Origin of the sequence: Paenibacillus sp. FSL W8-0186 (assembly GCF_037969765.1) — a bacterium.
Lineage (GTDB): Bacteria > Bacillota > Bacilli > Paenibacillales > Paenibacillaceae > Fontibacillus > Fontibacillus woosongensis.
Genome location: NZ_CP150207.1, coordinates 421,878 through 439,006, shown reverse-complemented (window position 1 = coordinate 439,006; position 17,129 = coordinate 421,878). Strand labels below are relative to the sequence as shown.

Genomic DNA, 17,129 nt, shown 5'->3' with positions numbered 1-17,129 from the left:
CAACTAACTGTAGAACCTACACTTAGTTTGAGATAAATATGACGATTCAACCTAATTCAGCCAAACTAACTGCATGATCTGCATTTAGCACGATTGCTTTTTGATAAAGGAGGCTAACTAGTTGTATAAAATGCATGTAGTACCCGGATTCATCCTCAAACCCGGTGACCAGACTAACATTTCTAAATAAAACTAACATGCCCCATGCACGAGCTAATTAAGTCCCCTATCCAACCCATCGATCCCTTGCCTCGTTAATTCATAGTACAAAATGCGTTGTCCTGTCCCGCGATAGGCCGGCTTTAGCCAACCCTTCTGACATAGTCGCTTCAAATGGCCGAGCGCGGTGCGATGGTTGATCGAGAAATGTTCCGCGATATCAATAGGTCGAATTGGTCGGGCTAGAAAGATGGCGTAGCGAATGATCTCTTGATCCGCGAAAAAAATCCGTTCCACCTGCTTATTCGACGTTTCAAATCGGCTCAGCACCATACGCAGCAAGTAAATGCAGACAGCCGGCTGATACGCCACATCATCGTAAGCGAATGAAATGACTTGAAATCCCATACCAGCCAAAAACGCTTCCCGCTTGAGTTCGTTGCAATACTTTTTGCGGTCCATGTTGGTGACATGCTCGCCAAATCCCTTAATTTCGATCAATAACCGGCTTAACATCGGATCAAAGACATAATCGGCAAAATACGACCTCCCGCGCCAATCGAGCACTTCGTATTCAGGATGAAGACCATCAAAACCTCCTTTTAATGGCCACCATACATTCTCTGCAAAAAGAATCTCTCCATGTCCATGCCCTCTTTCCAGTCTGCTTTTTCGCTCACCCGTTCGACGGCCCAAATGGCTCTGAATAAAAGCTGTGTGGGCTTCCTGAAAACTCATCATCACAGACAGTTCCTCCTACTCCACCGAATATTAAAATAAAAAAACGCCCTCAAACCACCTAAAAGTGATTGAGGACGTTCTTCGCCAATTGACCAAATGATACCAGCACCTGCCAAGCAGCGTCAATAGTTGGAGGTGAAGCCGCTATTGAAACCTCGGCAGCCAGTCTCCATGGGCTTCGATCAAATCGTCACACATCGCCACGATGTCGTCGATCGAGAGCTCCGCAGCTGTGTGCGGATCAAGCAGTGCCGCATGATAGATATGCTCCTTCTTTCCGGTAACCGCCGCTTCGATCGTCAGCAGCTGCGTATTAATATTCGTCCGGTTCAATGCGGCAAGCTGTGGCGGCAGCGCTCCGACATAGGTTGGTGTAATGCCCGAAGCATCGACCAAGCATGGCACCTCGACGCAGGCTTCCTGCGGCAGGTTGGTAATCAGGCCTGTGTTCATGACGTTGCCCCCAATTTTGTATGGACGGTTCGTCTCCATCGCCTCCAGAATATACGAAGCGTATTCCAGACTACGGGTATGCTCGATGCTTTCGCTGGCAAACAGCTTTTCCCGCTGCTCCTTCCAGCCTTCGATTTGAGCTATGCAGCGCCGCGGATACTCATCCAGCGGAATATTGAAGCGCTCGATCAGCTCGGGATAATTACGTTTAATAAAATACGGATGATATTCAGCATTATGCTCCGAGGATTCCGTGACATAATAGCCGAAGCGCAGCATCAGCTCAAAGCGCACCATATCATGGTGGCTCTCCTTCTGCTTCTCGGCGGCCAGCCTGCGGATTTCCGGGTACAGATCCTTGCCGTCCCGCTTCACTTCCAGCAGCCAGGCCATATGATTGATCCCGGCTATCTTCGTCTCCAGGCCTTCCTCGCTCAAGCCAAGCGCTCCAAACAGCTCCGGAATGCATTTCTGGACGCTATGGCACAAGCCGACAGTTTTGATTCCGCCCACGGTATTCATGACACTCGTCAGTACCGCCATCGGGTTCGTATAATTTAAGAACCAAGCATCCGGGCATACCTCCTGCATATCCCGAGCGAAGTCGAGCATCACCGGAATCGTCCGTAAGTTGCGGAATATGCCGCCGATCCCCAGCGTATCGGCAATCGTCTGCCGCAGTCCATATTTTTTCGGGATTTCAAAATCGGTAATCGTGCAAGGGTCATATCCCCCCACCTGAATCGCGTTAATGACATATTTCGCGCCCCGAAGCGCTTCCTTCCGATCGCTGTAAGCCTTTACAACACAGGTACTGCCAAGCGATTGCTTCATGCTGTTGAGCAGGTTCTCCGAATCCTTTAGCCGCTCCATATCGATATCAAATAAAGCGAGTTCAAAGCCCTGCAGAGATTCGGTCAGCATCACGTCTCCAAGAACGTTTTTGACAAATACCGTACTTCCTGCGCCCAAAAATGTAATTTTAGCCACTGCTTCATCGCCTCCATCATTCGTTAAATGTAACTTAACTATATGCGCAAAGCAGTGGACTGAACATGGCTCATTCCCACATAAACATGTCATAATCCCATTTACTAACCTGACTTCCTCGGTTGTATCCAATACCATACCTGTTATAATGCATGTAACATGCAATAACAAGAAGCCGGCTATTCACCGCATGGGCGCAATACATGGTGCTGAATGCGGCGAGCCGGTACGGAAGGAGGGAACACAGCAAAATGAGCCGTATCAATATCGTTCACTTTAACGAAACTTTTCAGAGCCAAATGGATCTCAGCCTGCTATTCTTTGGCATGGAGGAATGCCTGTCCGGCCATGCCTGGGGCCCCGGGCTGCGCGACTGCTACATTATCCACTACGTCCTTGAAGGGGCGGGGCGGTTTCATCTCGGCGGCCAGACCTATGAACTGCAATCTGGTGATGGCTTCCTTATTCCCCCCGATACCCTGGTCCACTATGAGGCTGACACGGCCAGCCCATGGACGTATTCCTGGATCGGCTTCAGAGGGCTCCATGTCAAATCCTTGCTGCAGCGGGCCGGCCTCTCCCTGGTCAGCCCCATTTTTCAAACAAACAGCCGCCTGTTCAAAACCTTCTACAACGATCTCGCAGCTGCCCGCTTGGAACGCGGCGGAGACGTTCTGATTCAGAGTATCGTTTACCGCATGATGGCCGAACTGATTTCCTGTTCACCGGATGCGGCACTGGAGCCTAAGGCCTCCCACTCCAAAGAAGTCTATGTGAGCAAAGCCATTGAATGGATCGAGCGAAGCTACAGCCAAAAAATTACCGTCATGGACATCGCCCGTTCCGTCGGGCTTGACCGGACTTATTTATCCGGGCTGTTCAAGGCGCAGTTCGGCGTCTCTTTACAAACCTTTTTGCTGGAATATCGGATGAATCGAGCCATCGAGCTGCTCCGCAACCCCGAGCTTACCATCAGCGATGTATCGCGCTCTGTCGGCTATACCGACCCGTTTCTGTTCTCGAAAATGTTCAAAAAAGTGACTGGCCACTCGCCCAGGTCCTCCAGAAAGCGAGGGGAGAGCTATAAAAAATAACTTCCCCAATAGGTCATATATTTTGACCTTGGGGCAATCCTGGCTGCAGCATAACTTATGTATCGCCGCTCGTTTCCTTGAAGGTAGCTATGGTTGCGCGAAGCTTAGACCGGTCTTCCTCGTAATACCGTTTTTCCGTAATGGCGATGACTTCATGAAAATGCTCCGGTGTAGCTACAAATGTCGCAATATAAATGTAATCATCTCCGTCGACCTTCTCCCGGTAGATCAATTCGTAAGCCCCATCGCCGTTTATTCGGATCATCCGGTCCTGGATAACGGTTGTCGCTGCACCCAGCCTTTCCTCCTTCATGGCTAAGTAAAAATCCTCTAGCGTAACATCAGCTTCAAATTCCTCTTTTGGATATGTAAATACAACAATACCTTTGCTGCCCCAATAGTTGGATATTGCCAGGTTCGCGTCAATCTCTTTGATTGTCGAAGAATCACGTCTTAATCCTAATCCATCCGTTATTTGAAACTGACCATCTTCACTTCTATGTACAACGCTTACCGGCTTAGACTCCGGATAATCGGTTATGGTCAAGGCAATCACGTTCGGTATTACTGCCAGGCAAATAATGACAGAGAATATCGCCGTAAGCGTAATTTTGGCCCGGCGGCTCGGCTCCTTGAACTTTAAATCCGACACTTTTAACACATATGTATTGGCGGCCATATCCCCTAGACGCTGCTTCTTCTTCGTGGCCAGAGCGCATATTCCCGCAGGTATGGCCCCAAATAACGCTGGATTCGTCTCGACGAGGCGGAGCAGCGTCCGAATCAAGGACTTAAGCAATCCCGGCGGCCTTCCATCATGCGGACAATGAATTTTCCTACTGTGTAACCCGTAAAGCCTTCAAGCAAAAGATGATACAGCAGCAGGAAACCAATAAAGACCGGGGCCAAATACGGATTGTTAAAAGAGAGCATCGTAAAGAGAATCCCCACAAAAGTGACCAGGTCTATCATCGTAGCGGCCCAACGTCTAAAGACGATGCCGGTTCCATAGCTGCGGGCGATTGCTTCTACCCGCGAATATTGCGGCTCCGGTGGAACTGGCGGACCGTTGTAATTTCCCCATGGAGGAGGCCCAGAAACTGGAGCATTATAATTCGGGTCTAAGCTGGGGCCCGGATTACGTGTTTGGTTTTGATTCAACGAAAAAATCACTCCTTACCAATTTATAGGTCATTCCTTTTGAAATGCCAAACAGTAAGGAGTATATGTTATTTTTTTACTGCTGTAAATATGAATTCCTGAACCAGACATTAAAGCCCTAATTATGAAACCGCCCCCTGAAACGGCTTGGCGATTCTCCGGTCCAGCGCTTGAACTGGCGGCTGAAATGGGCGATATTCTTGTAGCCCAGCCTATGCGAAACGTCCTCGATTGTTAACTCGGGATCCATTAGCAGCAGCTTGGACTTCTTGAGCATCAAGTTGGACATGTACTGCCGCGGGGACACGCCAAATACCGATGTAAACATCCGGTTCACCGAAGAGGGGCTGTAGCCTACTGCCGCAGCGATCGACTCGATCGTCTCCATGTCCCGGCCATCGCGGGTTCCTTCCGCTGTTTCATCCACGGCTTGCTCCAGTAAAGCAGCAACCTCGGAAGCGGTCTGAGACATCCGCGATGGCGGAGCATCGCCGTCCCGCCTGCCAAGCGTGCCGCTAATTCCCGCAAACAGCTCGAACAACGCAGACAATGCTGCCATGCGGGATTCTACGCGGACCACAGCCTCCTCCGACGTCAGAGCGATCAGCTTGTCCAGCGCAGGGCGGATCGCTGATGCCAGTTCGCTTCCCGCAGCATGATAACAGGCTTCGTTGCGGTACAACAGCTCCCGGAAGGCTCGTTCATCCACGTCAAAATGCACGCAATAATACGTCATTTCCTCCTCGCCGAGCACCCGGCTTTCATGCACGTCATCCGGCCCAAGCAGGAGCAGATCACCCGGCTGCTGTACGTAGACCGTTCGATTGACCTTCATTTCCTGCGTACCGGACAGAACCAGATTGACCTCGAACAGGGGATGTTTATGGGAAGGATACTTCCAATCCCGGTCGACCGTGCGCCAGTGGGCGGCAAATACGCGGAAAGTGGATTCCATGTCGGGCAGCATCATTTCTTTTCTCATTCGATCCGTTTTGACCTCCATAGCACCTGACTCCTTTACAATCATTTCTCACAGCCGACAAAGTTAATTGATTTGGGTAAAAAACCACATACAATGGATATTGGAAGCTTCATATAAGATTGTTACAATATAGTTATTGTAACATAGATATAGTACCCGTAGGCCATTTGTGGAAATGGGTAATTTATCTGTGTGAACCTCAATTATTCGACTCCCATCTTTTCCAAATAACCTAATAAAGGAGCAAAAGGCATGGCTATCATTCAAAACCCGATTTTGACGGGCTTCAACCCAGACCCGAGCATTTGTCGTGTTGGAGAAGACTACTATATTGCCGTATCCACCTTCGAATGGTTCCCTGGCGTGGGCATTTACCACTCAAAGGATTTGAAGAACTGGCGGCTGGTAACGAGACCTCTGAACCGCTTAAGCCAGCTCAACATGATGGGCAATCCGGATTCCGGCGGAATCTGGGCGCCTCAGCTGTCCTACGCGGACGGTCAATTCTGGCTCATTTACACGGACGTAAAAGTGACCGAAGGCCAATGGAAGGACTGCCACAACTATCTCGTGACCTGCGATACGATCGACGGCGAATGGTCCGAGCCGATTTATTTGAACAGCTCCGGCTTCGATCCATCGTTGTTCCATGATGAGGACGGCAAGAAATATCTCGTCAACATGCTGTGGGATCAGCGCGTCGGCCATCACAGTTTCTATGGGATCGTACTTCAAGAGTACAACGCCAGTGAGAAGAAGCTGGTTGGCAAGCGGGAAGTTATTTTCAAAGGAACCGATATTAAGCTGACGGAAGCGCCACACTTATACAAAATCAACGGCTACTACTATTTGCTGACGGCCGAAGGCGGCACCAAATACGATCACTGCGCAACGCTGGCACGATCCAAAAATCTGCGCGGCCCTTACGAGGTACATCCAGACAACCCGCTGATCTCGTCATTTGCCGTACCGCGTAACCCGCTGCAAAAGGCTGGACATGCCTCGATCGTGCAGACGCATACCGACGAATGGTTCCTCGTTCACCTGACGGGAAGACCGTTGTCCCGGGAAGGTCAGCCATTGCTCGACCCTCGCGGCTATTGCCCGCTGGGCAGAGAGACGGCTATTCAGCGCTTGGAATGGAAGAACGACTGGCCTTACGTCGTGGGCGGCAATCAGCCTTCCCTGCAAATCGAAGGGCCTAACATTCCGGAAGTGAAGTGGGAGCCCGATTTCCCAGAGAAAGACGATTTCGATAGCGACAAGCTGAACCTCCACTTCCAGAGCCTGCGGATTCCACTTGGCGAGAATATCGTTTCACTTACCGACAAACCAGGCCATCTGCGTCTTTACGGCAAGGAATCGCTGACGTCCAAATTTACACAGGCGTTCATTGCCAGACGCTGGCAGCATTTCAACTTCACGGCGGAAACCAAGGTTGCGTTCAATCCAACGACATTCCAGCAGTCTGCCGGGTTAGTCAATTACTACAACACCCAGAACTGGACTTCCTGCCAAATTTCCTGGAATGAGGACAAGGGCAGAATCCTGGAAATCGTGGCATGCGACAACTTTACGTTCTCCGCACCGCTGCAAGGCAATGAAATCGCGATTCCTGAGGACGTCCAGTATGTGTACCTGCGCGTAGACGTTGAGACCGATGTGTACCGTTACTCCTATTCGTTCGATGGAGCCAATTGGACCGTCATCCCGATCAACTTCTATTCCTACAAGCTGTCGGACGACTACATCCAAGGCGGAGGCTTCTTCACAGGAGCGTTCGTAGGCATGCAGTGCCAGGACACTTCCGGTCAAAACGAGCCAGCCGACTTCGACTATTTCGTCTACAAGAACAATTAATCTATGAAACAGCAGGCCGTCCAAGGATATGGTTATCCTGGGGCGGCCTGCTTTGTGGTTGATCATCACTCATACTTGGCTGGTCTGAGGTTAGCTCGTTGTCTGCGGTGTGGCCGTGGTTACTCACAACTTTCAGTTGGTTACTCGTTGTCCATTTGTGGTTCGGCTCCCCACTGAGTCCTTATGGACACAAGAGACGCTATTCTCCCCAAAAAGATACTTTCCCAACCCTAACGGACACCAGGGACGTTATTTGCCCTTAATCGTCTTTTTTACGAGGCTTTTAGGCACAATAGGGGCTCCTGTGTCCGTTAGATCTGCAAATTCGCCAATTTTGAAGCTATAGCGGAACCAATGTCCGTTAGCATGCCACCACCTAATTTACGCACATCCGATCGCCAGACAATTAGTTACCTTGCTTACCCTGCTACTCAGCTATTTTGTTACTCATTCACTCACTTGCTCCTTACCCGTTTCACTCCCGTGCCACCGTTACGTTCGCACATGTTGCCTGGCTGGTCACACTATACTACTTACTTACTACTTACTACGCCTCATCGTCCATCTATCCTACACACTGCGTCACGCCCTCATCCCCAAACTTACCCTCAACCCAAAAATAAAGAACCCGGGGTTCGCCCAGGTTCTTTATCACATACAGATTAGCTATAACATTATTTTGTTCACGGCTTCTTAACAGTCAGTTACTGCTATAAATTACTTTAATCACGGCTTCTTACTGTTTCTGTATCAACTTAACCCTTAACCGAACCGGCGGCGATCCCTTCGACGATCTTGTCGCTAAGGAACAGGAAGGTGATCAGGATCGGCAGAATGCTGATCATCAGAGTAGCGCCGATTGCACCCCAGTCCGTCGTATATTGACCGATGAAGTTCTGTACACCGACCGTCAGGGTCTTGTAGATATCGGAGCTAATGAACGTATTTACGAAAATAAACTCGTTCCAGTTATAGATCATGTTGATGATCGCTGTTGTGGCCAGCACGGAGCTCGTCATAGGAAATACGATTTGCGCGAACATCCGGTTCACCGAGCAGCCGTCGATGACGGCGGCCTCCTCCACCTCGCGCGGCAGCGCATAGTAGAAGCCCAGCAGGATCATGATCGTAATCGGCATATTGAACGCAACATAGGAGAATATGAGCGACAACGGATGATCCGTCAATCCGATTTTGTTATATACGCTAAACAAAGGAATGAGCGTCGAGTGGACAGGAATCATCATTGCGACCATAAACAGGCCAAGCACGAAGGAGCTTCCCTTCCACTTCATTCTCGTCACGGCATACGTGACCAGACTTGCCAGGAGGACTGTGAGCGCGGTCGCCAACACAGTAACCCATACGCTGTTCAAGAAGTACACATTAATATTCCCCGCGTTCCATACCTTGCTATAGTTTGCCCATTTAGGGTCCATCGGGAGCGAGAACGGCGGAAGGTTGAACACTTCCTGATTGTTTTTAAGCGAGAAGAACAGCAGCCATACGAGCGGCAGTATTTGAAGAACAGCCACCAGAATCAGAATGATATACAGCAGGCCATAGCCTATTTTGCGTCCAAGGGCTGCCCCCGAGCTAGCCGGCCCGCTCTGAAGCTGTCCTGCGGTTCCAGATATCATGAAGCGTCCCTCCTTAGGAATATTGAATGGTATCTTTCGTAGCGGTTAATTTGCGAATAATCCACGTAATGATGAGACAAATGACGAGCAGGAAGAATCCGATCGCGCTGCCGTAGCCGAAATCATGAGCCCGGAAAGCTACGCGATACATGTACGAGGCCATAACCTCACTGGCTCCGTTTGGTCCGCCGTCGGTCATGACGTAGATCAGGTCAAAATATTTCAGCGACCCGACAACGGCAAGAACGATCGTAACCTTGATCACTTCCATCGCAAGCGGAAGCTTGATTTTCCAAGCGATTTGCAGTGCGTTCGCACCGTCTATCTTCGCCGCTTCCTCCAGGGAAGCCGGAATATTCTTCAGCGCTGCATAGTAGATCAGAATATAAAAACCCGCATATTGCCACAGAATCGGAATGAACAGTGCAGGCAGTACCAGCGATGTGTCTGCAAGCCATGCAGGAGGATTAGCAATACCGATAGATTGCAAAAAGCTGTTTACGATCCCATTGGTCGGATGGTAAATTTTTAGCCACAATTGCGCAATCGCAACCGACGACAACAGCATCGGGATCAAATAGATTTTACGGAACAGGTTCGCTCCCTTGATGCGGGTAGCAAGAACCATAGCTACAGCCAAATAAATCACTAAGCTGAGCGTAGAGAACAAAGCCAGCAGAAGCGAGTGCCAGGCACTGCTCCAAAATGCGCTATCCTTCGCTAGAGCCAGATAGTTTTCAAAACCGATATAACTCATGGCGCTGATGCCATTCCATTTATTCAAGCCGTAGTAGCCGGTAAGTATGATCGGAATGTACACGACGCCCAAAATGAGAAGCAGTGATGGCAGTACATAGAGTGCAATTATCTTTTTATTGGAGAGCACCTTATCCACGTTGTCCGACTCCTTTCCTCCATAGTCGTTTCTAAGTCGCTGTTAAGAAAAGTCTATCCGGCAATACTGCCGGATAGATCTCTTCATCCTGTGTTGCACAAGTGCCTTTGAACCTCAGCTTTATTGTCCTCTGGCGATTGCCGCGTCATGCTCTTCCGAGAATTTCTCCGGCGTTACCGCCTTGCCAAAGAGAGCCTGGATCATGTTAAGGTGCGTCTCTGCCGCATTCGCAGGCATTTGTACGTCTGCGAACAAGGTGATGCTGCTTGCCTGATTCATTTCATTAAACAGATCGATATACAATTGAGGCAGCTCCAGATTGGACGTATCTACCTTCGTAGCCGGGATAACGCCTGCGCCGGTTACGGATTGCTCGCCCCATTTGGTGACGAAGTATTCTACAAATTTCTTGGCTTCATCCTTCACTTTGGAGTTCTCACCCACGAACAAGCCTACGCCCGGACCGCCAACCCAGCTGTTGATGTCGCCCTTGCCGCCTTCCACGGTCGGGAACTTAAAGAAGCCGACATTGTTGCGGAATTCCTGCGGAATTTCTTCATTCGTCGTAAAGTTTGGAAGATCCCAGGAACCCATCATATACATTGCTGCTTTGTCGTTCAGGAACTCGGATTTCGCCTCTTCATTGGACAAACCGTTGAAACCTTTGACAAAAGCATTGCTGTCTACGAGCGCTTGAACTTCCGTTGCAGCCTTAATCAGCCCTTCATCCTTGAAGGAAGCGGAGCCGCTGATCGCGTTAGCCAGCGTTTGCTGTCCCGCAATCCGGTCAGCCATGTACATGTACCAGAGGGAACCGGTCCAGCGGTCTTTGTTGCCCAGGGCAATCGGCGCTACGCCGTTGTCGGACAGCGTTTTCACAACTTGCTTAAATTGCTCGTACGTTTGCGGAACCTCAAGATTGTATTTTGCAAAAATCGCTTTATTGTAATATACAGGCGCGATATTGAACTCTAGTGGAAGCGCATACGTTTTTCCGTCAATATTATATGCCTCGGTCGTGCCGGCAACGAATTTACCGTTCAGCTCGCCGTTCAGCAGATCGTCTACAGGAGCAAACAGATTGCCTTCAACATAAGGCTGCAGGAATCCCGCCGCCCAGGTTACACCTACATCCGGCAGTTCGTTGGATGCGGACAGTACTTTTAGTTTGTTTTTGTACTGCTCGTTATCCAATACCTCTTGTTTGATTTTAACGTTAGGGTTCTCGTTCTGATATTCGGTAATGATTTGGTTCACGATTTTGTTCTGTCCAGCAGATACGCCTTCAGGCCAGAGATGCATGAAGGTTACCGTGACTTGATCGCCTTTGGCTTCGCCGCCGCCTTGAGATGCGCCGCCGTTGTTGCCCTTTGAACCGCAGCCCCCCAAAACCAAAGCGAGACACAATGATGTCAATAGCAGCATCGTCCATTTTTTCTTGAACACGTTTACAACCCCTTTTCTACGAATGCTAGCGGTTTCATTCCGCTTAATTAAATTGTAACAATGGTAGGATCATGCCGTAATGATAGAGGGATTGGGATTTATGCCACTATTATTGGATTGTGTCGTCTGGATCCTTTACGTTGCTTCTATATTGCCCAGGGCTTACCTGCTCCATTTCGCGGAAGACTTTGACGAAATATCTGGCCGTCTGGTATCCGACCCTCTCCGCAATCTCGGCAATGGGAAGCGTTGTCGTCGTAAGCAGGACCTTCGCCCTCTGAATTCTCCGCTTTGTCAAATATTCGCTGAATGTAAGGCCCGTCTGTTCCTTGAACAGCACGCTGAAATAGCTGGCATTCATATGAAGGTGATCCGCCAAGTCGCGCATGGATACCGATTCGTGCAAATGCTCGTCCAAATAACGGATCGCGTCGCGAACCGGGGTGCTGTATGCATTCTCATGCTCCATCGTCTCCATGAGCTTCGGATCGACCAGCTTTTCCATCCGCTCGATCCGGTGGATTTTCTCCTCCCGCTGGAGAGCAAGTTCGACAGCCTGAATGAGTTTTAATTTATCCAGCGGCTTCAATAAATATTCGATTACGCCGAATTTTAGCGCCTTTTGTGCATAGTCGAACTCCGGATGACCGGAAATGACGATGACAACGGGCGGATTCTTCAAATTCTCCAATCGCTCAATAAGATCAAGGCCTCCGATTTCCGGCATCCGTATATCGGTCACGAGCAAATTGGCCTCGTGCTCCTGCAGCCACTCCAATGCCGCCACGCCGCTAGATGCAATTTCAATCCGGTGTCGGCCGGAGGACCAGGCCTCCAACGTTTTACGGATCCCTTCCCGTGTCCTTGGTTCATCATCCACGATAAGTATCGTCTTCATGACTCATGTCACTCCCATATTCATTCGGTATTTCAAAGGACACCGTGGTCCCCTGTCCCTTCTCGCTCTTAATTTCGAGCCCCTCGGTGCTGGAGTCAAAGCTCAGCCGCAGCCTTCGCTCGACGTTAACCATGCCGATGCCATGTCCTTTTGTAGCACTCACATGTCCTTTTCGCATAACGGCATACAAGTAACGAAGCCTCTCCTGATCCATTCCAGGGCCGTCGTCCTGCACGGTCACCCGGGTAAATCCGGGGCGGCTAGCTTGCTCCACCCGCAAAATGACCGTGCCTGGTCCAACCCGCTGCTCTACGCCATGTAATATGGCGTTCTCGACGAGCGGCTGAATCAGCAGCTTGGGTACGGGTACCCGGCGGCAGTCCTCGTCCGCTTCAATCCGCCAGGAAAGCCTGTCCATCATGCGCATGGCCATGATTTTCAAATATCTTTCCGCGTGATCCAGCTCATCGCCGAGCGTTACCCATTCATCCTCATCCATTTTAGTAATGACGTAACGGAACAATCCGGACATCGCCACAACGATCTGGGCGAGCTCCTCTTCCCCTTTATCCTCCAGCTCCCAGTAGAACGCCTCAAGGGTGTTAAACAGAAAATGCGGGTTAATCTGAGCCTGAAGCGCCTTCAGCTCCGTCCGGCTCTGGAGAATTTCCTTCTCATAAACGACTTCAATCAGCTCGTTCAGATCGACAACCATTTGATTGTAAGAGTTGTTGAGTTCATGAATTTCCATTGTCGTAGACGTAATCGGGCTAGTCTTCAGCGTCCCGAAGCGGGCGCCGCGCATCGCCTTGATCAGATTCAGAATAGGACGCGTGATCATCGTGGATAGAATAAGGGTAAAGATCAGAAAGAGCAAGCCGCCAACTACGCCTGATACAAGAATCGTAGTGCGAAGCACCGATATCCCCTCGGTAACGTAACTCATAGGAGTCAGGATCGCGAGCGTCCAGCCCGTGGCTTCGGACTGCTTCTGAATGGCGATATAGGATGTGCCGTCAATGGTAATGCTCTCCCCGACATGGCTGAGCAGCATCCTCGAATCCACCTCTTGGGGAAAATCAGAAAATATCGTTTTCCCGGATTGGTCGAATAGCCCCATCGATTCGCGCATTTCGCGCTCCGTCGCCTCGGCTAGCTCGAAATAGCTTTTCTCAATATGAACCATTAAATACCCGGCATGTGAGAACGACTGGTCGATTAGCCGGATACTGCGGATGGCGATAACTCCGTCAGGATTCTGAGGATCGAGGCCAAACCACACCAGCCGACCCATTTGCTCATCGACCCGGTCAATCCACTCGCTGGACACCCGTTCAGTCAATCTGAAATCATCGAGCGGCAGCAGTCTTCGGTAATCGGCCGTGTACAACTCAAGCGAGCGTATGCCTGTCGCATAAGCCTCATATTTGCGCACCTCCTGCTGGAGCAGCTGGCGGTCTGTGAAACTGATTGGCACCCCTGCCATCTCTTCGGAGAGGAGCCGCTGCGTCGTTGCGCTCATCGCCACCTGGGCGGTCAGCGTATTGATTTGCTGCAGGAGGGCATCCAGTTTGCCCGTGGCTTGAACCGCAGTTTGCTGAATATGCTTCTCCGCATTGTTGCTCAGCAGGACGGAGACTTGGCCAAACGTAAAAAAGCCGACAGAAGCCAGCACGATGATCATAACCAGCATGAAACCGAGTAAAATTTGATTGCGCAGTGTGTTAAACCGCAAAAACTTTGACAAGACTACACATCCTTCGCCATAGCGTTGTAGTATTTACTATACACAATTATCTAAAAGTGTAGGTTCGAAAAGTCAAGTCAAGCTTACGAAAAGCCAAAAAAATAGCTCCGTTCGTCCAACCTCAGGTTGAACGATGGAACTATGAAGCTTTGGACGAGCGCTTAAGTCGTAAAATTGTTAAAAGTGCGGATTACGGAATGCAGCTCCTGCTGATATTCCTTATATTTAGCGGCATCCGTCCATACAGTAATCCAATGATAATACAGCTTCGTCTCGATTGTGGTCACAATATATGCGACCTTCACCCCGTTCACTTCCTGTTCAACGGCAAACTGATAAGCCGGATATCCGTTAATTACAGTAGCCCGGGGTTTATAAATTGGCGAATGGGCAAGGCCTGCGGCGAAGCTCTGCTCGGCGTATTCCAGATATTGCTCCAGCGTGCAGCCATCCTTGAAACGCTTCTTAGACTCGGAGAAAACGGCTAAATATTTATTCGAGAACCGATTGGAAATCGAGATATCCGCCTCATTGTCCAGATTGGGATCAAACAGCCAATCCGGGCTCGTCGTAATTTTGAACATGCCGCTATGGCTGATATGTATTTTCTCATCGGTATATGCTTCCTTAGACGCTCTCTCCTCCGGAAGGGGATTGACCCGCATGATCATCGGGAGTATGGCTGCCAGTACAATGGGTGCAGCCGCAAAGGTTATGGCGATAACCTCCTTCCCGCGGTTCATCGTACAAGAAGGTGAATCGCACGTCTTCACCACAAAGGTGTGTGCAGCCATATCCCCGAACCGCTGTCCCCGATCCGTCATAACAATGCCCAGAGCTGCCGGAAGACCGCCAAGCAGCAGAGGATTGCAGTCAAGCACGCGCAGCACGCTGCGGATTAGCGCTCTGTACAGCCCCGGCGGCTCCCCGTATCGATCGACCACGCGGATACGAATAACACGCTTGCCGATCGTACAACCCGTCAAGCCTTCGAGCAGCACATAGTAAGACAATATCAGTAAAATAACCCCAAGTAGAACGAATAACATATGCGTATCCTGCATCATGAACAGCTGATCTATATTCATCGCCGAACGAACCAGTGCGGCAAACAGTATATAATCGATTAGGGTTGCTCCTGCGCGCCTCAGCAACATCGATAAGGGCCGATAGGGCGGCACCGGCAATTCTTCAAGACCCTGCTTCAAGGCTATCGACACTCCCTATTTACTTTTCCGTATATTCCCATTTCAGACCATTCAAAGTATATGCCATCCCATCATTTTGTGCAAATTTGTTCGCTAAATATTGAATATGGCGTAGGCATTCCTTCCGTAACGTTGGCTTTGCTGATTTGCAGCATACTTCATATTGATGCTAGAGACGTAGATGAATGGAAATTGAAATCAAAAAACTAAGGGCGCCCTCAAGGGACGCCCTTAGTTCCTTAACGTTCTGCCGCTCTAGGCCACATCACCAGCCAAAATCAAGCGTGCTTCCTGTTTCCACATAGGTCTTAATGCCGCTGAGAATCATCCACCAGCTCTGTTCCGCCTTCTGCAGGCTAGGATGGTTCGGGGTAAAACGGTCATTAACCAAAGTCAGCTTCGTGCATTGGCCCACGGCTTCAAGCGTAAAAGTAAACCGTGATTCCAGTTCAGCATGGTTGTCGAAATAGGCGGGGCCGGGATGCTCTATGCCGCTAAATACTTTATGCGGTTCGAAGGCGAGCACCTCTCCGTATAGATGGACGGTCTCATCCCCCTCAGCTCCCGGGCCTACGTAAGCAAAGGCAGCCCCCTCTTCGAAGGTAGAACGCAGAGTGCAGCCAAAAAAGGCCGCCTTGGTTCCTTCCGGCTGAATCAGCGCATCCCACACTTTCCCCGGCTCGGCGTTAATATAGAACTCGTATTTCAATTCCAATGTAAATCACTCCTTCTTAGCTTGTATCGCCACGGTTAACGTTATTATAATCTTGGTATACAACCAGGTATTGTAAAAACGCGACACAGCACCCCAAAATGTCAGGAGTGATACAATGCGGCAAGCTTCTATACCGTCAAGACCAAGCATGGGAGTACTAAATCTGCCAGAAGGGGAGAAAAAGTTCCAGCTGACTCGCCATGCCCCGGCAGAAGCGCTCCGCTTCTTTGTGAAGCATTACTGGATCGTTGAATGGGATTTGAGTGGACAACCCTCCTACCAGCAGGACGTGCTCCCCAATCCATGCGTCAATTTGGTGGTGGAACAGCAAAAGACGGCGATTTTCGGCATCTCTACGGTAAAATACTCCCATCTGCTCGAAGGGAAGGGCACGGTATTCGGGGTTAAATTCAAACCGGGCGGTTTCTATCCCTTTATGAAAAGCCCTGTGTCCAAGCTAACCGGACAAGGCACCAGCACACTGGATATTCTCGGAGTGGCCCCGCAGCAATTGGAGGACAGCCTCCTGCAGCTTTCAGACAGCGCTGACATGATTGGCGTCATGGACGCTTTATTGCTGGAACGTCTACCGCAGCAGGATCCTTATGTTACACTGCTTAACGATCTGATTGACCACATTCACCGCCACCGCGAGCTTACAGCAGTGAAGCAGCTTTCCGAGTATGCGCAAATGAGCATCCGCACGCTGCAGCGGCTGTTCAACCAATACGTGGGCGTACATCCGAAATGGGTCATTCAATTGTACCGTCTGCAGAATGCCGCCGAGCTGCTTGATTACGGCTATGCCTCGCCGCTCCCGGAGCTTGCTGCCGAGCTGGGTTATTTTGACCAATCGCATTTCATTCGGGACTTCAAGGCGATCATCGGCATTACGCCTGAGGAATATATCCGGAGACGCAGCTAGAACCGGGAATCCCTCTAACTCGATTTGCGGGTAAGCAGGGCGCCGATCCCCATAACCAGACCGAGACCCGTCGCAGACAGCAAGCTGATTAGCGAATCACTTGATTTTGTGGCCAAATAAATCATGCCGTTTACGAGAAATGAAGCGATGCAAATATAAAAAATCCACTTCATGACCAGATGCTTCTTCATAATATAAGTTCCTCCTCCATCACT

16 protein-coding genes are annotated in these 17,129 nt (G+C 50.1%); 3 read left to right on the top strand and 13 right to left on the bottom strand.

What is annotated here, in order from left to right; translation table 11 throughout:
- Window positions 1-213: 213 nt before the first annotated feature.
- Together MKX50_RS01935 and MKX50_RS01930 are read right to left on the bottom strand one after the other, a co-directional pair.
- The gene (locus MKX50_RS01935) at window positions 214-900 is read right to left on the bottom strand and encodes a hypothetical protein (protein WP_283928321.1); all 687 of its coding nucleotides are present in this window, start codon (window positions 898-900) and stop codon (window positions 214-216) included.
- 144 nt (window positions 901-1,044) lie between these two features.
- Window positions 1,045-2,343, bottom strand: a complete 1,299-nt coding sequence (locus MKX50_RS01930) for an alpha-glucosidase/alpha-galactosidase (RefSeq protein ID WP_339158263.1) — start codon at window positions 2,341-2,343, stop codon at window positions 1,045-1,047.
- A gap of 251 nt (window positions 2,344-2,594) precedes the next feature.
- Here MKX50_RS01930 and MKX50_RS01925 point away from each other — a divergent pair, with 251 nt between their 5' ends.
- Window positions 2,595-3,437 carry an AraC family transcriptional regulator gene (locus tag MKX50_RS01925; protein WP_339158262.1) on the top strand — a complete coding sequence of 281 codons (843 nt, stop codon included), beginning with the start codon at window positions 2,595-2,597 and terminating at the stop codon, window positions 3,435-3,437.
- 55 nt (window positions 3,438-3,492) lie between these two features.
- On the opposite strand, the gene MKX50_RS01920 is transcribed toward MKX50_RS01925, so the two are convergent.
- The 3 genes from MKX50_RS01920 to MKX50_RS01910 all read right to left on the bottom strand — a co-directional run bounded on the left by MKX50_RS01920 (window position 3,493) and on the right by MKX50_RS01910 (window position 5,601).
- A complete protein-coding gene (locus MKX50_RS01920) occupies window positions 3,493-4,236 on the bottom strand; it encodes a hypothetical protein (RefSeq protein WP_213590817.1) in 744 nt (247 codons plus the stop codon).
- Window positions 4,221-4,598 carry a hypothetical protein gene (locus MKX50_RS01915; RefSeq protein WP_213590816.1) on the bottom strand — a complete coding sequence of 126 codons (378 nt, stop codon included), beginning with the start codon at window positions 4,596-4,598 and terminating at the stop codon, window positions 4,221-4,223. The genes MKX50_RS01920 and MKX50_RS01915 overlap by 16 nt, the downstream gene beginning before the upstream one ends.
- A 118-nt stretch (window positions 4,599-4,716) precedes the next feature.
- A complete protein-coding gene (locus tag MKX50_RS01910) occupies window positions 4,717-5,601 on the bottom strand; it encodes an AraC family transcriptional regulator (protein WP_213590815.1) in 885 nt (294 codons plus the stop codon).
- 231 nt (window positions 5,602-5,832) lie between these two features.
- Between MKX50_RS01910 and MKX50_RS01905 the strand changes: the two genes are divergently transcribed.
- Complete coding sequence (locus MKX50_RS01905; RefSeq protein WP_213590814.1) at window positions 5,833-7,440, top strand: glycoside hydrolase family 43 protein; 1,608 nt, start codon at window positions 5,833-5,835, stop codon at window positions 7,438-7,440.
- Window positions 7,441-8,195: 755 nt separating this feature from the next.
- On the opposite strand, the gene MKX50_RS01900 is transcribed toward MKX50_RS01905, so the two are convergent.
- The 7 genes from MKX50_RS01900 to MKX50_RS01870 all read right to left on the bottom strand — a co-directional run bounded on the left by MKX50_RS01900 (window position 8,196) and on the right by MKX50_RS01870 (window position 15,989).
- A complete protein-coding gene (locus MKX50_RS01900; RefSeq protein ID WP_213590813.1) occupies window positions 8,196-9,080 on the bottom strand; it encodes a carbohydrate ABC transporter permease in 885 nt (294 codons plus the stop codon).
- 13 nt (window positions 9,081-9,093) lie between these two features.
- Window positions 9,094-9,975, bottom strand: a complete 882-nt coding sequence (locus MKX50_RS01895) for a sugar ABC transporter permease (RefSeq protein WP_213590812.1) — start codon at window positions 9,973-9,975, stop codon at window positions 9,094-9,096.
- A gap of 120 nt (window positions 9,976-10,095) precedes the next feature.
- Entirely contained in the window at window positions 10,096-11,421 is a 1,326-nt protein-coding gene (locus MKX50_RS01890; protein WP_213590811.1) for an extracellular solute-binding protein, read from the bottom strand.
- 109 nt (window positions 11,422-11,530) lie between these two features.
- Window positions 11,531-12,319, bottom strand: coding sequence for a response regulator (locus tag MKX50_RS01885; protein ID WP_213590810.1), 789 nt, complete (start codon window positions 12,317-12,319; stop codon window positions 11,531-11,533).
- Window positions 12,294-14,066, bottom strand: a complete 1,773-nt coding sequence (locus MKX50_RS01880; protein ID WP_213590809.1) for a sensor histidine kinase — start codon at window positions 14,064-14,066, stop codon at window positions 12,294-12,296. The genes MKX50_RS01885 and MKX50_RS01880 overlap by 26 nt, the downstream gene beginning before the upstream one ends.
- Before the next feature lie 161 nt (window positions 14,067-14,227).
- Window positions 14,228-15,274 (bottom strand): RDD family protein, encoded by a 1,047-nt coding sequence (locus MKX50_RS01875; protein WP_339158261.1) that lies wholly within the window; start codon window positions 15,272-15,274, stop codon window positions 14,228-14,230.
- A gap of 265 nt (window positions 15,275-15,539) precedes the next feature.
- A complete protein-coding gene (locus MKX50_RS01870) occupies window positions 15,540-15,989 on the bottom strand; it encodes an SRPBCC family protein (protein WP_155611604.1) in 450 nt (149 codons plus the stop codon).
- 148 nt (window positions 15,990-16,137) lie between these two features.
- On the opposite strand from MKX50_RS01870, the gene MKX50_RS01865 reads away from it, so the two are divergent.
- On the top strand, window positions 16,138-16,914 hold the full coding sequence (locus MKX50_RS01865; RefSeq protein WP_339158260.1) for a helix-turn-helix domain-containing protein: 777 nt from the start codon (window positions 16,138-16,140) through the stop codon (window positions 16,912-16,914).
- 14 nt (window positions 16,915-16,928) lie between these two features.
- Here MKX50_RS01865 and MKX50_RS01860 read toward each other — a convergent pair whose 3' ends face one another.
- Window positions 16,929-17,105 carry a hypothetical protein gene (locus tag MKX50_RS01860; RefSeq protein WP_339158259.1) on the bottom strand — a complete coding sequence of 59 codons (177 nt, stop codon included), beginning with the start codon at window positions 17,103-17,105 and terminating at the stop codon, window positions 16,929-16,931.
- Window positions 17,106-17,129 lie beyond the last annotated feature (24 nt).